The organism is Pedobacter sp. SAFR-022, from assembly GCF_051965375.1.
Lineage (GTDB): Bacteria > Bacteroidota > Bacteroidia > Sphingobacteriales > Sphingobacteriaceae > Pedobacter.
Window position 1 is genome coordinate 1,260,780 of the sequence record NZ_JBQCME010000001.1, and the last position, 15,430, is coordinate 1,276,209.

Consider the following 15,430-nt stretch of genomic DNA (forward strand, 5'->3'; position numbering starts at 1 on the left):
GTACAATAAATGCATATATAAATAACTTTGCACGAATGAAGTTAGCGCTATACCAAGTTGATGCTTTTACAGACCGCATATTTGGCGGTAATCCGGCCTGTGTTGTTCCTTTGGAAGCATGGCTTTCTGACGATCTTCTGCTGAAGATCGCCAAAGAAAATGCAGTAGCGGAAACCGCCTTTTTTGTAGAACTGGGTGATAAAATCCATCTACGCTGGTTTACCCCGGAAATTGAAATGGATCTATGCGGACACGCTACCCTTGCAACTGCACATTGTTTAAAAACTATCTTGGACCATAAGGCTGAGGAGCTGACGTTCGAGACCCTGAGTGGAGATCTGAAAGTCAGGATTGAAGATGATTGCTATACGATGGATTTCCCTTCAAGAATGCCCGTACCGGCTAGCTTGCCAGAAAGCATCATGAAATCCTTAAACATTAAACCGAAGGAGGTATTAAAATCCAGAGATTTCATTCTGGTGTATGAGGCCGAATCAGAGATCAGGGATATTAAGATTGACCGGATGCTGTTTGACCAGATCAATCTTGATCCGGGAGGTGTGGTCGTAACTGCACCTGGTGAGCACTGTGATTTCGTTTCGAGGTTTTTCACTCCTCAGGCATCAATTCTGGAAGATCCAGTAACAGGTTCGGCCCATTGTTCGCTGATTCCTTTCTGGGCAGAACGTTTAGATAAATCCAAGCTGAATGCTTTACAAGTTTCTGAACGGCTTGGGCAGTTGGTTTGTGAAGCGAAGGGTGATCGCGTGCTGATTAGTGGTCAAGCTAGAACTTACAGCATTGGGGCTATCTGGATAGAAAAATAAATATGTTTATTCTTAGGCTAAGTTAAGGTGTGATGGTCCTTGGCTGAGAAACGTTCATCCCCCATGCTTCTCCATTCTTATGCCCAGAAGTAAAAAGCAAAATCCCGTCACGACGAAGGTGTTCTTCAAAAATTTTAAACATCGCTGGTTGTTCAGTAGTCGCCAAATGGAAAAAGCTATGCCAAGCATTTATCGCATTGAACCTTCTATTTAGATTAATAAGGCGCATATCCTGTAGAATAAACTCGACTTGAGGGAAGTTGGAATTAGCAATTTTAAGCATTTCACCGCTTGCATCGACTCCGGTGACATTGAGGTTTTTGCTAAGAAGGTATTCCAGGATTGGCTTGCCTGTACCGCAGCCCAGATCTAAAACACTACCCTCATCAGGGAGAAACCCTATTAAATTGTCTAGGTATTTCCTTTCAATTAGTCCAACATCCCTATTGTTAGAAAACCAGCTGGCAATCTTGTCGTAAACTTTAAAAACATTCTTCCTCTCACCTTCCATATGCGAACAGACAAGCCATATATATTCAAAACTTGGGAAGACATTTTTTATTGTTTGCACGTAAGGGTTTAAAACGGGCCTTTTCTGTGACAGAAGTTTTAGTTCTGCGTACCTTGACTATTTAGATCTATAGCTAAAAGAGAAGAAGCGGAGCGGTCGAAATACTATAATTTACCAAAAGTTCGATATGGACTAATAGTATTTCTCGATTTACAACCCTCCAAAGCACCAACGCTTATTGTTGTATCAAATTCGCTCCCGGTATTCCTTTGGCGTTACCCCGAGCAATTTTTTAACATAGCGGGTAAAGAACGAACGGCTTGAAAAATCCATTGCATCGGCTATTTCGGAAATGTTAAGGTTCTTGTTTTGCAACAGGATAATGATCCGCTCTTTTGCATTACGCTGTATCCATTCTGAGGCGGTAATCCGTGTATTAGCCTTGCAAATAAAATTGAGATATTTTGGTGTGATGCTCAACTTATCGCTATAAAACCGTACCTCACGGTCTCTCATACAATGTTCCTGTACCAACTGCACGAACTGTTCGTACAAGGACCCGCTTTGCAGACTGCGTTTTTTTCTGTCGAGCTCATCTTCAAAAATGTGCCACATCTCCAATAAGAAGATTTGCATTTGAAGTTTAAGTGCTTCCTCATAGAACCGATAGTCGGTTTCCTGCGAGATATCGTACAGCAACTGAAAATTTTTCAGGATTTTCACTTTATCATTTTTATCCGGATGCAAAATGGGATATTCCTTGGAATGTATAATGCTGTCTATGCTCACTGTGGCATTCGGCAGACTTGCGGTAAGTAGATCGCTGTTGACAAACAAAATTGTAGCCTTAAAATTTCCTGACAAGGATAAATTCGAAATATTAGCGCCTGCTAACCAAAAGATGAACTCACCTTTTTTACTTTGATATCGCTGGCCGTTAAATACAAATTTCAAGCTCCCACCTTGACAATAGATATGTGTATGAAACCGGATATTAAAATCCTTTGGAAATTCAGTTGCCGACACCGCTTTGCAGAGTATAACTTTTTGATTTGCTGCCATAGAATGGACTGAACAGCAAACTAGAAAACATCCGAAAAGTTGTAGAGCAATCGCTCAAGCGTCTAAAATCTGATCGAATTGATCTTTTGTATCAGCATCGTGTAGATAAAAATGTGCCAATTGAAGATGTGGCAGGCACTGTAAGAGATTTAATCAAAGAAGGAAAAGTGTTGCATTTTGGTCTTAGTGCAGCTAAAGCAGAAACCATTCGAAGAGCTCATGCAGTTTGTCCCATAACGGCGGTGCAAAGTGAATATTCCTTTATGACCAGACTGCCCGAAGAGTTCATTTTTTCAACATTGCAGGAGCTGGAAATTGGCTTTGTAGCTTACAGCCCGCTGTGTCGTGGTTTGCTTGGCGGCACATTGACCGAATATTCTGATCTGAATACAAATGACATTCGTGGAGCTTGGCCGAGGTTTCAGGCTGGGGCAATAAGGCAGAATCTCCGTATTGTAGAAGTATTGAACGAATTTGGGAAAACCAGGGGAATGACCTCGTCGCAAATATGCCTGAGTTGGATGCTTTCGAAATACCCTTTTATCGTGCCACTTCCCGGCACAACTAAACTCTCCCATCTGGAGGAAGATTTCAGAGCTACTGACTTTACGTTAACACCTGCCGATTGTCAATGAATCCATTTCCGGACATAATTGCGAAATGCAGGCAATCTTTTTCATCGGCAGCAATGCAAAAAGCCTCTCATTTCTAAGAGGCTCCCTTAACACCGCATTTTTAGACTTCCACTATTTAGCAAGTTTATAGCAGAGATTAGCCAAGATAAAGCCTTCTGGATCTCTTGGGTCATTTCCAGTAGATTGGTCCAACCTAAATATTTTGCTTTGTAAACTGTTGTCACACCAATCAGGTATATTGATTAAAAATGTGAAAATTAGAGAAAATAGGTTTAGAAAATAATTTTACACTCCACAACTTCCACGCAAATTTATTTACGGTTTCCATTGAATGCTATATATTTGGTACCAATCTAAGTTGAAACTAAATGTCGCAAATTACTAAAGCATTCCGTTACGATATAAATGCACTCCGGGCAATAGCTGTGCTTGGAGTTCTGTTATTCCATTTCAAGGTGCCTTATACAAACGGTGGCTTTGCAGGAGTAGACATCTTTTTCGTGATTTCTGGATATCTAATGTCAAGAATAGTATTGAATGGAATGTCAAAAAACAGCTTCAGCATTCTTGACTTTTACAAACGTAGAGCATTAAGAATTATACCTGCACTGTTGGCATTAGTGACAATCGTGACCTTTGTGACCTTCTTTTTATTTTTACCTGTTGACTATAGGGATTTGTCAAAAAATGCGCTATCAAGTCTCGTGTTCATATCTAACATCATTTATTCTAAAGTTGATTATTTCGCGCTATCCTCCGATAATAACATGTTTCTCCATACGTGGTCATTATCTGTAGAATGGCAGTTTTATTTGATTTTGCCTATAGCACTAGTTTTAATAAACAGGTACTTTAGAAATGACAGAAATAAGTTTTTGCTTTTATTTGTTTCTGCTTCAGTTTTATCATTCGCGTATTCTGTATATCTCAGTGATCAAGACCCTTCAATATCTTTTTATTTTTTACATACAAGAGCATGGGAGATGTTGCTTGGCGGTATTGCTTTTCTTTGCGAGGATAAAATAAAATTCAGGTTTAAATCTACTATCGCTATAATCGGGTATCTTACCCTTATTTTGAGTATAGTTATTTTAAGAGAGGACATGCAATGGCCGGGCTGGTATACATTAATTCCAACTATTGCCACTTTCGCTATAATTCTGTGTAACCAGAACTCATTCTCGGTTTTAAAATCTGGATTTGTCCAATTTATAGGAAAAACATCCTACTCCATATATTTATGGCACTGGCCTTTATATGTGTTTGCAGGTTATTTTGCGCTTTATTCTATCGAATATGCTCAGCTAATATTAATATTAGGATCAATTGCACTTGGGTACGCCTCCTATAATCTGATTGAGAAATATGATTTTTCTAATGTTTTCAAGATTATAATACCAACCCTCGGGGCAGCAGCTGTCCTTATTATCGTCAACAAGTTGGACTTTAATGATAGGCTATTTGAAAAAGAAACTTTACGTGTCGCCAACTATAAAGAAAGTCATAAAGTTGAAGTAGATAAGCTGTTGACCAGAGAATGTGCAGTAAACTTTGAAATGGGTGAGAAACCTGACTTTGATAGCAAGTTGTGTTTTGGACTCGTGGATGGCATGAGGAATGTGATACTCATAGGTGATAGTCACTCAGCCCATGTATCGCAATCATTTAGAGAGCGGTTTCTACGGGATTCCACTAACTTAATTCAAGCTTCATTTGTAGGATGTATGCCTATTTTGAACAAGAATGGTAATCAAGGTTGTAGTGAAGCCGTCGATTATATGTACGCTGATTTTATACCTAAGAACAAGAATAAAATTGACGCAGTCATCATTAGTGCTAATTGGATTAATGCTGACCGTAAGGAAGAACTAGTTCCAAACATTATGACGACCATAAAATATGTTGAAAGCTTCAATATACCTGTACTCATACTGGGGCAAAGCGAGACATATATCACCTCCTATGCTTCAATTGCAGCAAGGGAAATTGAATATAAAACATCTTTTGATAAGAAATTTATTGATCAGGAGTCCCACAAAGTAAATCAGGTACTAAAAAAATCCTTAGGGTCCTATTATATTGATATTTTCGAAGTGAATACCGACAAACTAAATAAGGACAATGTTCCTTATATGTACGATCATAATCATTATACAAGATATGGTGCTGAGTTTGTAACCAACCATATTTTCAAAAATCAAGCTTTTTCTTCCATATTAGATAACTAATCGCCTTCGTACCTGGTCTTTGCTGTCAACGATGTAGTAACAGTCAAAAGATGCAACCCGGATAGGGGAGAGCTATGCGTTACCTGTGAAATTATCAGCCCCCAGAGGGCTAGATCTTGCAAATCGACGACGTACGTCGAAGCCTTGGTATCCGCTGATTTTCAGTAAATTAATTTTGTATTTAGTTGTTACAAGAGTAATTTTTCTTAAATTGATTAGATAAGTTCTTATAAGCTGTTTATATCATCCCATGCTGGATTTCCAAATCCAGGCGATTTTTTGACGTAACACTTCAAAAATAAATCAGATATGAAACATTGTATTTCCGTTGCTTTATGCGGCCTAATAATGCTTGGATTACTGGTCCCTGCTAGGGCATTCGCCCAGCCCAGGCTCCCTGAGGGATACTTTCACAAAAAAACTTTTAAATGGGCTGGAGGTCGTGGTTATTGAGAATAGTAAAGTTCCCTTGGCAACCATCGAAATAGCCGTTAAAAATGGTGCTTACACAGAAGGTCCGGAATTTAGCGGGCTTTCTCATCTGTTCGAACACATGTTCTTCAAAGCAAATAAAGACTATCCAAACCAGGAAAAGTTTCTTAAACGTACGCAGGAGTTAGGCGCGGTATGGAATGGCACAACGGATATAGAGCGGGTAAACTATTTTTTCACGTTCGACAAGGACAGTTTGGACGCAGGGCTTAAATTTATGAATTCCGCAATTCGTTTCCCGATCTACCGGGAAGAGGATATGAAAAAGGAACGTCCGGTGGTGGACGGAGAATTTCAGCGCGCGGAAAGTGATCCTAGATTTATCCTCTGGTTTGACTCCCAAAAATACCTCTGGGGAGACTTGTTGACACGGAAGAATCCGATTGGTGATCACGAGGTAATCAATACTGCGACTCCGGAGAAAATGATGATCATCAAAGACAAGTATTATTACCCAAATAATAGTTTACTGACCATCTGTGGCGACGTAAAACATGAAGACGCTTTTAAAATTTAAATTGGCGGAATCCATTTTTGGTGATTGGAAAGACAGTGGTTTTGATCCCCATACTAAATATCCAATACCTCCATTTAAAGCACTTAAAGCTTTTAGGACTTATGTTGGGAACACTTCCTGGGTGTATCATGGGGACGTAAGTAAAGTTGATCCGACACTTTTCACAAGTGGCGAAATCCCACCACATTTACCTTGAATAAGCCTCTGGTATTTATTGTTCATCTTTGAAACTCACAATTATCCCTTGGTTTAAGTAAGTCCCAATGCTTAGTTATCATCAACTTTGTATCAGATAATTAAAGTCCTGGGAACCTATTGCGGGTAGGCTTATATTTGAAGCTAAATGAAACTTAGATGAGCTCTAAAACGAAAAAGTTAGTCGGAGGTTTTTTCCTCATTCTCCTTATTTTAATAATAGCAGCGGTCATACGGGTAAATGAACAAATAGGCGAGCGTTACTCGCATGAAGAAAGTATCGAGCAATTTGGAGGACTTTCCTACTATGATCCCACGCTTGATGAGTTTGTGAGTCCTGAAAGCATCATCTCCGCAAAAGATAAAACTACAGGAGGCGATCCGGGCTTTCTAAGGTTTTTCACTAAATCACCCTATGCACCGCAAAATGAGTTGCCCAAGGTTAAGCTCAACCAATCGGATTTCTCTAAAACACCCCAGGATCTGGCGATGTATTGGTTTGGACATTCTACAGCCTTGATGGAACTTGATGGATACCGGATCCTGATAGATCCTGTTCTTGATAATGCAGGTCCGCTTCCTGGAATCACAAAGCGTTTTTCGGCTGCTCCAGTTGAGCGGAAGGAGCTTCCATCAATCGATGTGCTGTTGATTACACATGATCATTATGATCACCTGGAAGCGAACACGATTAAGCATTTTGCAGCTACAGAGACACGGTTTGTGGTGCCCTTGGGCGTTGGCGCCCGGCTAAAAGGCTGGGGTGTTCCGCCCAACCGCATCACTGAACTTGCCTGGCATCAAAGCTTTGATTTTAAGAGTATTAAAATCACGGCAACACCGGGTGTTCATTATTCGGGCCGGAGTAATAAGGACAGAAACAAAACGCTCTGGGCCTCGTACGTAATCAGCGGGAAAAAGTCGAAGCTCTTTTGGAGCGGTGACACCGGATACAGTGCACATTTTAAACAGATCGGCGAGAAATATGGCCCCTTTGATATCGCTTTTGTAGAGATTGATGCTTGGAATAATGGCTGGCCAAATACACATCTGTTTCCGGAGCAGGTAATTCAGGTTGTATCTGATGTTAAAGCCAAATCGCTGTTCCCGATTCACCTGGCAACGTTCGATCTTGCGCTACATCCATGGAAAGAATCTATAGAAATGGTATCGAACCTTGCTGAAAAGTCAAATATAACGATCATTACGCCGCTTATGGGTCAGAAAACCATTCCTGGTGTTACTAAGACCGGCAAGTGGTGGGTATCACAACAATAACTCGGTATTAATCTTTAGAAAACCTTTTTTTGAATTCCATCGGCCCTAGTCCTTCTAATTTGTTAAAGAGCTTATTGAAATAGGACAGGCTTTGAAATCCGACATCATAACATGCTTCTGTTACCGTAACATCCTTAAGTAACATGGTTTTCGCCTGATTAATCCTGTACTGATTGACGAAGTCTGTGAAGGTCATCTTCGTTTGTCGCTTGAAGTAACGGCAGAAAGCGGAGGTGCTTAAACCAACACGCGCTGCAACCTCGTTTACATCGACATGTTCATGATAATTGCCATGAATATAGCCATAGATTGTACCCATTCGAACCTTATCTTTTAAATAAAGACTGATACTCGTATCCTGATCATTTAGTAGTTCACATTCATCGCTGAGTGCCAAAAGCTGAAATATCTCGAGCAGCTTAAGTAGCCGATCAAAGCGGTTCAGAGCCTCCATTGCTTTCAACATCTGCCCGGCTGCGGCTTTAACACCACCTTTAAATACGATACCATATCTGGCTCTTTTAAAAAGCTGTTCAATAGATGCAAGTTCAGCCGTAGCACGAAGCACATCGCCCGGGAAACTCTCCTTCATTTGCACTACGATTTGCCGATATTCGGAAGTTAAGCCGTAATCGAAATTCAAGTGCGGAATATTGGGTCCAATCAGCACAAGGTCACTGTCCATGAAACTTGATACCTGCTGTCCCACATGGCGAATACCGGTCAGGCCTTCAATGAAGATAAGCTCGACCTCTGGATGGTAATGCCAATAGAAATACTCCCTTAAGCTTGGTGAAAAAAGCTTAAAGGATTGTCCGGGATCTATAATAACCTGCTCTTTTTGAATTTGCACGGTTGCTTGCTCTAATACATTTAAAGATAGCAGTATTTTAATAACGGTCAACCCAGAGCAAAAACTTGCCATTATAGAGAAAAGCAAGTGGAGCACGCTGCAGCATTTTTGTATGGTCAACTAACATTAACCAATTATGGAAAGAGAAACAATGATGCCCGGCGCTGGAGTGAATACGGCGCACAAGGAAATTCCTGGGAACCCTTCTACAGCAACCAGCAGTAAGATCAAATTAAATGACCGGAGTAATGGCAGGCCCTTAAAGGTTTTATCTGAGGATGACTGGAAATTCTGGATCGAAAACGGCTATGTGGTAATCAAACAAGCCATTCCCAGGGAACAGGCGCAAAGGACGGCTGACTTTCTATGGCATTATGAGGATAAGGATCCCAATGATCCTGAAAGCTGGTACCGCGTACCCTCAGCGAAAATGCAAATGACCGAATTGAATAATACCGGAATGGTAGAAGTTTACAACAATCAGCTGCTGTGGGACAATCGCCAGAATAAACGCATCCATGATGCTTTTACAGATATATGGGGTACAGAGAAGCTTTGGGTAACCATAGACCGGGCTAACCTTAACTTTCCGATCCGGCCGGGACATGAGTATAAGGGTTTCATTCACTGGGATTATGATCCGGAAACCAAACCACAAAATGTACAGGGCGTGTTGGCGCTGGCCGATCAGATGGATGAGCACATGGGTGGGTTCCAGTGTATCCCGGAATTGTTCCGGACTTATGATACCTGGAAGCTTAGCCAACCGGCTGATCGCGATCGCTTCAAACCAGATATCAGCGGTTTTACACCGACGAAAGTAAAATTAGAAGCTGGCGATCTGCTGATATTCAACAGTACACAGCCACATGGCATCAGAGCCAATAACAGCGTTGATAAAGTGCGTGTTGCACAATACATCTCGATGATGCCCGCTGATGAAGATAATGAAGCTATGCGTCAATGGCGGATAAATTCCTGGCAAGCACGTCTCGCTCCTGAAGGTTATGCATTCCCCGGCGATCCGGCACGTCGGGAACTAAACTATCCTGTAGCTGAACTGTCGCCCTTAGGAAAGAAGTTGCTAGGCCTGGAATATTGGTGATAAACCGCTATAGTCTTGCTCTTCGGGACTTTGATGCTGTTTCAGACTCTTCTTGAATGCTGCGGGTGTACAGCCCGCTTTTTGATGAAAAATCCTGTTGAAGTAGCCTGGATCATCGTATCCAAGTTGATAGCTGATTTCTTTGATGCTGCTGCCGGTATACATCATTAAGCGTTTTGCTTCAAGCACAATCCTGGCTTTTATAACTTCATTAGGATTTTCAAGTTTCAGCTTTTTCAATCTGGTTGCGAGGCTTTTTGGCGCGATACCAAGTAAGTCGGCATATTCAGAAACACTGTGTTTGGATCGGAAATGGATTTCGACCAGACGACTGAAGTTTCTAAAGAGATCTTCTTCTGCGGGTACAGGAAGCGTGCTGCCCTCAAGATTTTGCTTTCTCCATGCCCTTGTTGCTTGTATAATAAGCTGCTTCAAGTGAATTCTGATCATTTCTTCTGATGAGTAGTCCTTCGAAATCAGCTCTTCCTGAATGGTGCTGAAGATGTTCAATGTATTTTGAAGACCTGCTTCGCTCAGCGCCACTTTTGGAATCTCAAAGATGTTGTTGAACAAGAGTCCATCGCATGCTAATTCCGCATCATGTAGCTGAATGCAGTAGAAATCCCGGTTATAGTAGATCATCCTTGCATTTTCGGCTGTACCAGTAGTAATATGCAGGTATTGATTTGAATTGACGAAAAACAGGGTGTATTGTTCTGTATGATACTGGTTGAAATCTATGCTTAAACAGTAACCTTTCGGTACCAGTAGCACCTTAATGTATGAACGGAAGTTTTCAGCATTTGCGGAACTCAAACCGGTTTCATCAAAGGCATGCATACCCAGTTTCTTGTAATTCGACTCGAAAAGTAAACTTCCGGACTTCATAATGATCAGCTTTCCAGCGGTAAAAGTAAGGATAAAGATCTATCCAGCGATTCTAAGAAAATGGACAACATTCGCTGTTTGCGGAAAAAAGTACAATTCTTATCGACTTTTTAACGTTTACCGGCCTTCTGCCTGGCGATACCTTTGTCATATCAAAACAAGTCAGGAAATAGCAAACAATATGAAAATTAAAAATCCACTAATAACCAGTATCTTATTACTAACCCTAAACACTACAATCATGGCACAACAAAACAATGTACAACCAGCAGCACAAGACCCAAACATCGGCAAAGAAACCAGAGCTTTCTTAAAGGCTTTAAACAGCGGCGGTGGCGAACCACTTGAAACCCTAAGCCCGGCGGAAGCAAGACAGGTGCTGGTCGGTGCACAAGCATCCGTTAACTACGACTATTCAGACATTGAAGAAACAGAAAAAACCATTACAGTTGACGGCCAGCCTTTGAACATTCACATTGTGAAACCTAAAGGTGCAAAAGCCGGACTTCCGGTATTTATGTTCTTCCATGGCGGCGGCTGGGTGCTTGGCGATTATCCAACGCACAAGAGATTGGTGAGAGACCTCGTGGTAAACAGTGCTGCAGTGGCAGTTTTCCCAGATTACACCCCATCTCCTGAGGCTCAATTTCCCGTACCCACAAACCAGGCATATGGTGCAACCAAATGGGTGGCCGAGCATGGAGATGAGATCGGCGTAGATGGCAGCAACCTTGCCGTAGTTGGAAATAGCGTTGGCGGCAATATGGCTGCTGTGGTAGCGCTGATGGCTAAAGATAAAAACGGTCCAAAGATTAAACAGCAGATCCTGTTATGGCCAGTAACAGATTCAGATTTTGGCCGTGAATCCTATACCAAGTTTGCACAGGAAAGATTCCTGACTACACCGCTGATGCAATGGATGTGGGATAACTATCTGCCGGATGTAGAAGCCAGAAAGCACAAATATGCTTCTCCTGCACAAGCGAGTTTGGAAGCGTTAAAAGACCTGCCGCCTGCATTGATACACGTGGCTGAAAATGACATCCTGCATGATGAGGGTGTGGCTTACGGCAGAAAACTGGATGAGGCAGGGGTACCTACCACGGTGGCAGAATTCAAAGGCTTTATTCATGACTACGGCATGTTGAATCCACTGGCCCATATACCAGCAGTACAATCATCGATCAAACAAGCTGCAGCTGTTTTAAAAGATGCCTTAAGAAAATAGAAGCTATTCGTTAACGATAGAAAGCGCCTGGTCATGCATCATGATCAGGCGCTTTCGGTGTTTATCAGGTTTTCCGATGGCATTAAGCAGGATTAATCCTACTTTTATTCGATCAAAATCTATATGCACAACATAAGGGGCTTGTTAATTTTTGTATGTTTCCTGTTCGGGTGCAAACAGAAGGCGGTCGTTCATCCAACTTTTTATTTCTGGAAAACCAATTATCAGAATAACGCGGTGGAGAGCAGTTATCTGGAGCGGTTTAAATCGAAGTCGCTTTACCTGCGCATCATGGATGTAGACTACAATCCGGATTTGCAGCAAGCTACTCCAGTTTCTCCAATCAAATTTTCTGATCCGCTACCACATGGCGTTGAGGTTATACCAGTAGTGTTTATCGTAAATCAGGTTTTCCATAAACTTGATGCTACACAGCGTGCTGCACTGGCAGGAAGGATAGCGACCTTCGTAGCGGCTAAAGTTAAACAAGGAGGGAAGCAAAGTTTCAAAGAGCTCCAGATTGATTGCGACTGGACCAAAACAACCCGGGATAGCTACTTCGACTTCCTTCAACAATTAAAGGCACATCCGCTGTTACATGGCAAATCGCTTTCCGTTACGCTCCGCCTGCATCAGGTAAAAAATATTAGCTTAAGTGGCATTCCGCCCGTAGAAAAGGCTATGCTGATGTGTTATAACATGGGTAATCTCCGGAAATACGGCGAGCAGAACTCCATTCTTGATCAGCATGAAATGGATCTTTACTTGCAGGATTATCTTCAAAATTATCCTTTAAAACTGGATGTGGCACTACCTATTTTTGACTGGGCTGTTGTATTTAGAAACCGCGAATATGCAGGTATATCTAAGAGGATCAGCAAAATGCAAATTGAAGACAAACACTTGTTCCGGCAAAGGGGCAATTCCATTTTATACGATTTGCTAATCAACTATCCTGCTGCCGGGTTGAAACGTGGCGATGTCGTTCGTTGGGAGGAAATTTCCAGTGCAGATTTACAACAATCCGCCCGGTTCTTATCACGTAATTTAAAACCGGAAGAAAGAACTCTGGCATTTTATCACTTAGATGCCAACCTTTTAAAACATTATACTGATGAAGACTATCAAAAAATCATTGCTAATTTTTAGCGTTTTCCTATTTACTTTTTTCGCTGAAATTGCTGTCGATATTGCTTGCGGTGGAGAAGTAGATCCTTATGATTATTATGTGTCGTATTTTCATAATAACGTGCAGGGCGATGAATACCTGCCTTTCGCTTATAACCAAATGGCTTATTTGAATAGTGAGCAAGATGTTGAAAGTGAATCGGAGATTAACAGCAGGGAATGGGGGCACTACCTGCATGTTGCAGCAACTGATGTATATCAGATCATGTATCAGGCGGATAGTGTGACAAGTTCAAGGCTAGCCACATACAATGGAAATATTGCAGCATTGCCTGACAGTTTACAGAAGAACAGCTTTGTGCAGGGCCTATCGAAACACAAAAAAGCTTTAAAATATTTCCGCTTTGCCAAACGCTGCGAGCCCTATGCTGATGTCGCATTTGATCCATGGGATCCGGAACCGAGAGATAGTTTGGGCATGTCTGTATTAGCGAAGGAGGCCTTAGCGTTGACCAAATCAACACGCGATAAGTTCCTGAAGTTGCGCTATGCCTATCAGGCAGAAAGGATGTTCCATTATGCAGGCATGCACGAAGACAGCAAAGCGGTATATGAGCGGTTCATCATGAACAATAAATCTAAAACTGCGGTAAAAGGATGGGCGCTGGCGCTTTATGCTGGTTCGATTCGCAGGCTGGGGAACACCGGGCAGTCTGCTTTTCTTTTTTCGAAGGTTTTCGCCAGCAATCCGGAAAGAAGAATACAAGCCTATAAAAACTATTACTATAACAGTGCTCCGCTGAGGGCTGCACTAGAGTATGCCACGACGGCCGAAGAGAAGGCTAATATCTGGGCGATCAATGGTTTTGGAAATCCAGAATTCAACCTGGAGAGTTTACATCAGGTGTACCAATATGAGCCAAAAAGTGCTTTGAATGGAGTTTTATTGGTTAGGGAGGTAAATAAATTGGAACAAGCGTTGATCGAGACGAGCGATATTGCCAAGGTTTCCTATAATTACTATTTCGCAGACAGCGACAACACCAATTACAAGGATAGTGTCAAAGCAGCTAACCTAAAGCAGCTTAATGAGATCAGAAACTTCGCTTTAAAATTAGCGGCAGAGCGGAAGTATCCTCAACCCGAGCTGGGGACCCTGACAGCTGCCTATCTATCCTGGATGGAGCATAAAGATTCATTGGCGATGGACTATTTAAGGGCTTTAAAACCAGATCAGCTGAATGAAAAGCTACGCGATCAATACCGGATCACGACCTTATTAATCAGCGCTAACAGCCTCAAGAATGGAAAAGTACTTGATGAAATTGCGCTGCTACCTACTTTGAAATGGCTGGAGGAAAAGCGTTCTGCGGAAAACAGCGTAGAGGCCGCCCGGCAATTTGCAAATCGCTCGGGCACAGCGGAAAACCGGTTTAGCAGAACAGCCCGCAACTTTTATCAGCAGATTCTGGCACCTGCGTATTTAAAGTTAGGGGACACCGCACGGGCTGCGCTGGCGATGAGTAAAGGTGATCCCGGGAGTTATCAGGCCACTGCCTTTCTACACCAATATATGAGTGCGAAGAGCATGCAGGATTTGCTTAAGTATAAAAACAAAGCAGCTGGAAATGAGATGACGGACTATCTGGCGAAATCGTTGGTCTGGTTTAGTGATGATGACTTTTATGAGCTTTTCGGGACGACTTATCTGCGAACGCATCAATATGATAAAGCAATTCAAATGTTTGCAAAGCTCCCGGCAGGCTACAAGTTCTTCACACCAGAAAACTGGTACAGTGATGCTTCAAACCCAAAGCTTTACGCAAACCCTTTTACCGAAACCATAAACGACTATCCGAAAAAGTATGTTTCCGAAAAAGGCGCTTTTACTAAAAAGACTTTTGCTGCGGAAATGCTACGGCTGCAGCATCTAACGGTCAGCGATAAGAAGAACGCTGCGTTGCATTATTACAAAATGGCAAATGCTGTTTACCAGACAGGCTATTTTGGCAACAGCTGGTATTTGATCAGTTATAACTGGTCATCTTATGATAATACCGCACCATTAAAACACGCTTACGATGCGGATTTCAAGATAGCCGAAACGGCAAAGCGCTGGTACTTGAAAGCAAGAACCTTAAGTAACGATCCTGATTTTAAGGCAAAATGTACCTTCATGCTCGCAAAATGTGAGCAAAAGGAGGTCATTGTGAATGCACAGATCAATGCTTTTTCCCAATGGGATATCAATGACATGCGCTATCAAAATTTTAGTGCGGCATACTACGGCAACGCCTATTTCAAAGAGTTGAAATCGAAATACAGCAAAACACCTTTCTATAAGATTGCTGCAGGGGAGTGCAGTTACCTGAGTGATTTTATTACAAGGAAGTAAGCTGCTAATTATCGAACAAACGACAGCCAATCATATAAAGCCATAGTTTAGTATCTTTAGAAGGATACTGGCACATCAACAACTTACT

13 protein-coding genes are annotated in these 15,430 nt (G+C 41.9%); 9 read left to right on the forward strand and 4 right to left on the reverse strand.

Annotation, left to right across the window (positions count from 1 at the left end; genetic code table 11):
- The first annotated feature begins 35 nt into the window (after positions 1-35).
- A complete protein-coding gene (locus ACTHQF_RS05525; protein WP_440428918.1) occupies positions 36-827 on the forward strand; it encodes a PhzF family phenazine biosynthesis protein in 792 nt (263 codons plus the stop codon).
- Between the two features lie 22 nt (positions 828-849).
- Here ACTHQF_RS05525 and ACTHQF_RS05530 read toward each other — a convergent pair whose 3' ends face one another.
- Together ACTHQF_RS05530 and ACTHQF_RS05535 are read right to left on the reverse strand one after the other, a co-directional pair.
- Positions 850-1,398: a class I SAM-dependent methyltransferase gene (locus ACTHQF_RS05530; RefSeq protein ID WP_440428919.1), complete on the reverse strand. Its 549-nt coding sequence runs from the start codon at positions 1,396-1,398 to the stop codon at positions 850-852.
- A gap of 186 nt (positions 1,399-1,584) precedes the next feature.
- On the reverse strand, positions 1,585-2,175 hold the full coding sequence (locus tag ACTHQF_RS05535; protein WP_440428920.1) for a helix-turn-helix domain-containing protein: 591 nt from the start codon (positions 2,173-2,175) through the stop codon (positions 1,585-1,587).
- 254 nt (positions 2,176-2,429) lie between these two features.
- On the opposite strand from ACTHQF_RS05535, the gene ACTHQF_RS05540 reads away from it, so the two are divergent.
- The 4 genes from ACTHQF_RS05540 (at position 2,430) to ACTHQF_RS05555 (ending at position 7,745) form a co-directional block, all read left to right on the forward strand.
- Positions 2,430-3,035, forward strand: a complete 606-nt coding sequence (locus ACTHQF_RS05540) for an aldo/keto reductase (RefSeq protein ID WP_440428990.1) — start codon at positions 2,430-2,432, stop codon at positions 3,033-3,035.
- 368 nt (positions 3,036-3,403) lie between these two features.
- Positions 3,404-5,263 (forward strand): acyltransferase family protein, encoded by a 1,860-nt coding sequence (locus ACTHQF_RS05545; protein WP_440428921.1) that lies wholly within the window; start codon positions 3,404-3,406, stop codon positions 5,261-5,263.
- A 352-nt stretch (positions 5,264-5,615) separates the two neighbouring features.
- Positions 5,616-6,272, forward strand: coding sequence for a M16 family metallopeptidase (locus tag ACTHQF_RS05550; protein ID WP_440428922.1), 657 nt, complete (start codon positions 5,616-5,618; stop codon positions 6,270-6,272).
- A 354-nt stretch (positions 6,273-6,626) separates the two neighbouring features.
- Positions 6,627-7,745 (forward strand): MBL fold metallo-hydrolase, encoded by a 1,119-nt coding sequence (locus ACTHQF_RS05555; RefSeq protein WP_440428923.1) that lies wholly within the window; start codon positions 6,627-6,629, stop codon positions 7,743-7,745.
- A 7-nt stretch (positions 7,746-7,752) separates the two neighbouring features.
- On the opposite strand, the gene ACTHQF_RS05560 is transcribed toward ACTHQF_RS05555, so the two are convergent.
- Positions 7,753-8,598 (reverse strand): helix-turn-helix domain-containing protein, encoded by an 846-nt coding sequence (locus tag ACTHQF_RS05560; protein WP_440428924.1) that lies wholly within the window; start codon positions 8,596-8,598, stop codon positions 7,753-7,755.
- Between the two features lie 136 nt (positions 8,599-8,734).
- Here ACTHQF_RS05560 and ACTHQF_RS05565 point away from each other — a divergent pair, with 136 nt between their 5' ends.
- The gene (locus ACTHQF_RS05565; RefSeq protein WP_440428925.1) at positions 8,735-9,703 is read left to right on the forward strand and encodes a phytanoyl-CoA dioxygenase family protein; all 969 of its coding nucleotides are present in this window, start codon (positions 8,735-8,737) and stop codon (positions 9,701-9,703) included.
- Here the strand turns inward: ACTHQF_RS05565 and ACTHQF_RS05570 are convergent.
- Positions 9,683-10,591, reverse strand: coding sequence for a helix-turn-helix domain-containing protein (locus tag ACTHQF_RS05570; protein ID WP_440428926.1), 909 nt, complete (start codon positions 10,589-10,591; stop codon positions 9,683-9,685). The two genes, ACTHQF_RS05565 and ACTHQF_RS05570, sit on opposite strands and share 21 nt — an antisense overlap.
- A 241-nt stretch (positions 10,592-10,832) precedes the next feature.
- On the opposite strand from ACTHQF_RS05570, the gene ACTHQF_RS05575 reads away from it, so the two are divergent.
- From ACTHQF_RS05575 to ACTHQF_RS05585, 3 genes are all read left to right on the forward strand, one after another.
- Entirely contained in the window at positions 10,833-11,819 is a 987-nt protein-coding gene (locus tag ACTHQF_RS05575) for an alpha/beta hydrolase (protein WP_440428927.1), read from the forward strand.
- A gap of 123 nt (positions 11,820-11,942) precedes the next feature.
- Positions 11,943-12,968, forward strand: coding sequence for a hypothetical protein (locus ACTHQF_RS05580; RefSeq protein ID WP_440428928.1), 1,026 nt, complete (start codon positions 11,943-11,945; stop codon positions 12,966-12,968).
- On the forward strand, positions 12,934-15,342 hold the full coding sequence (locus ACTHQF_RS05585; RefSeq protein WP_440428929.1) for a hypothetical protein: 2,409 nt from the start codon (positions 12,934-12,936) through the stop codon (positions 15,340-15,342). The genes ACTHQF_RS05580 and ACTHQF_RS05585 overlap by 35 nt, the downstream gene beginning before the upstream one ends.
- Positions 15,343-15,430 lie beyond the last annotated feature (88 nt).

What these genes read in the sequence shown, in the direction of transcription:
- ACTHQF_RS05575 (WP_440428927.1), top strand. Translation starts at nt 10,833, where the DNA reads ATGGCACAACAAAACAATGTACAACCAGCAGCACAAGACCCAAACATC.
- ACTHQF_RS05585 (WP_440428929.1), top strand. Translation starts at nt 12,934, where the DNA reads ATGAAGACTATCAAAAAATCATTGCTAATTTTTAGCGTTTTCCTATTT.
- ACTHQF_RS05565 (WP_440428925.1), top strand. Translation starts at nt 8,735, where the DNA reads ATGGAAAGAGAAACAATGATGCCCGGCGCTGGAGTGAATACGGCGCAC.
- ACTHQF_RS05545 (WP_440428921.1), top strand. Translation starts at nt 3,404, where the DNA reads ATGTCGCAAATTACTAAAGCATTCCGTTACGATATAAATGCACTCCGG.
- ACTHQF_RS05580 (WP_440428928.1), top strand. Translation starts at nt 11,943, where the DNA reads ATGCACAACATAAGGGGCTTGTTAATTTTTGTATGTTTCCTGTTCGGG.
- ACTHQF_RS05555 (WP_440428923.1), top strand. Translation starts at nt 6,627, where the DNA reads ATGAGCTCTAAAACGAAAAAGTTAGTCGGAGGTTTTTTCCTCATTCTC.
- ACTHQF_RS05570 (WP_440428926.1), bottom strand. Translation starts at nt 10,591, where the DNA reads ATGAAGTCCGGAAGTTTACTTTTCGAGTCGAATTACAAGAAACTGGGT.
- ACTHQF_RS05525 (WP_440428918.1), top strand. Translation starts at nt 36, where the DNA reads ATGAAGTTAGCGCTATACCAAGTTGATGCTTTTACAGACCGCATATTT.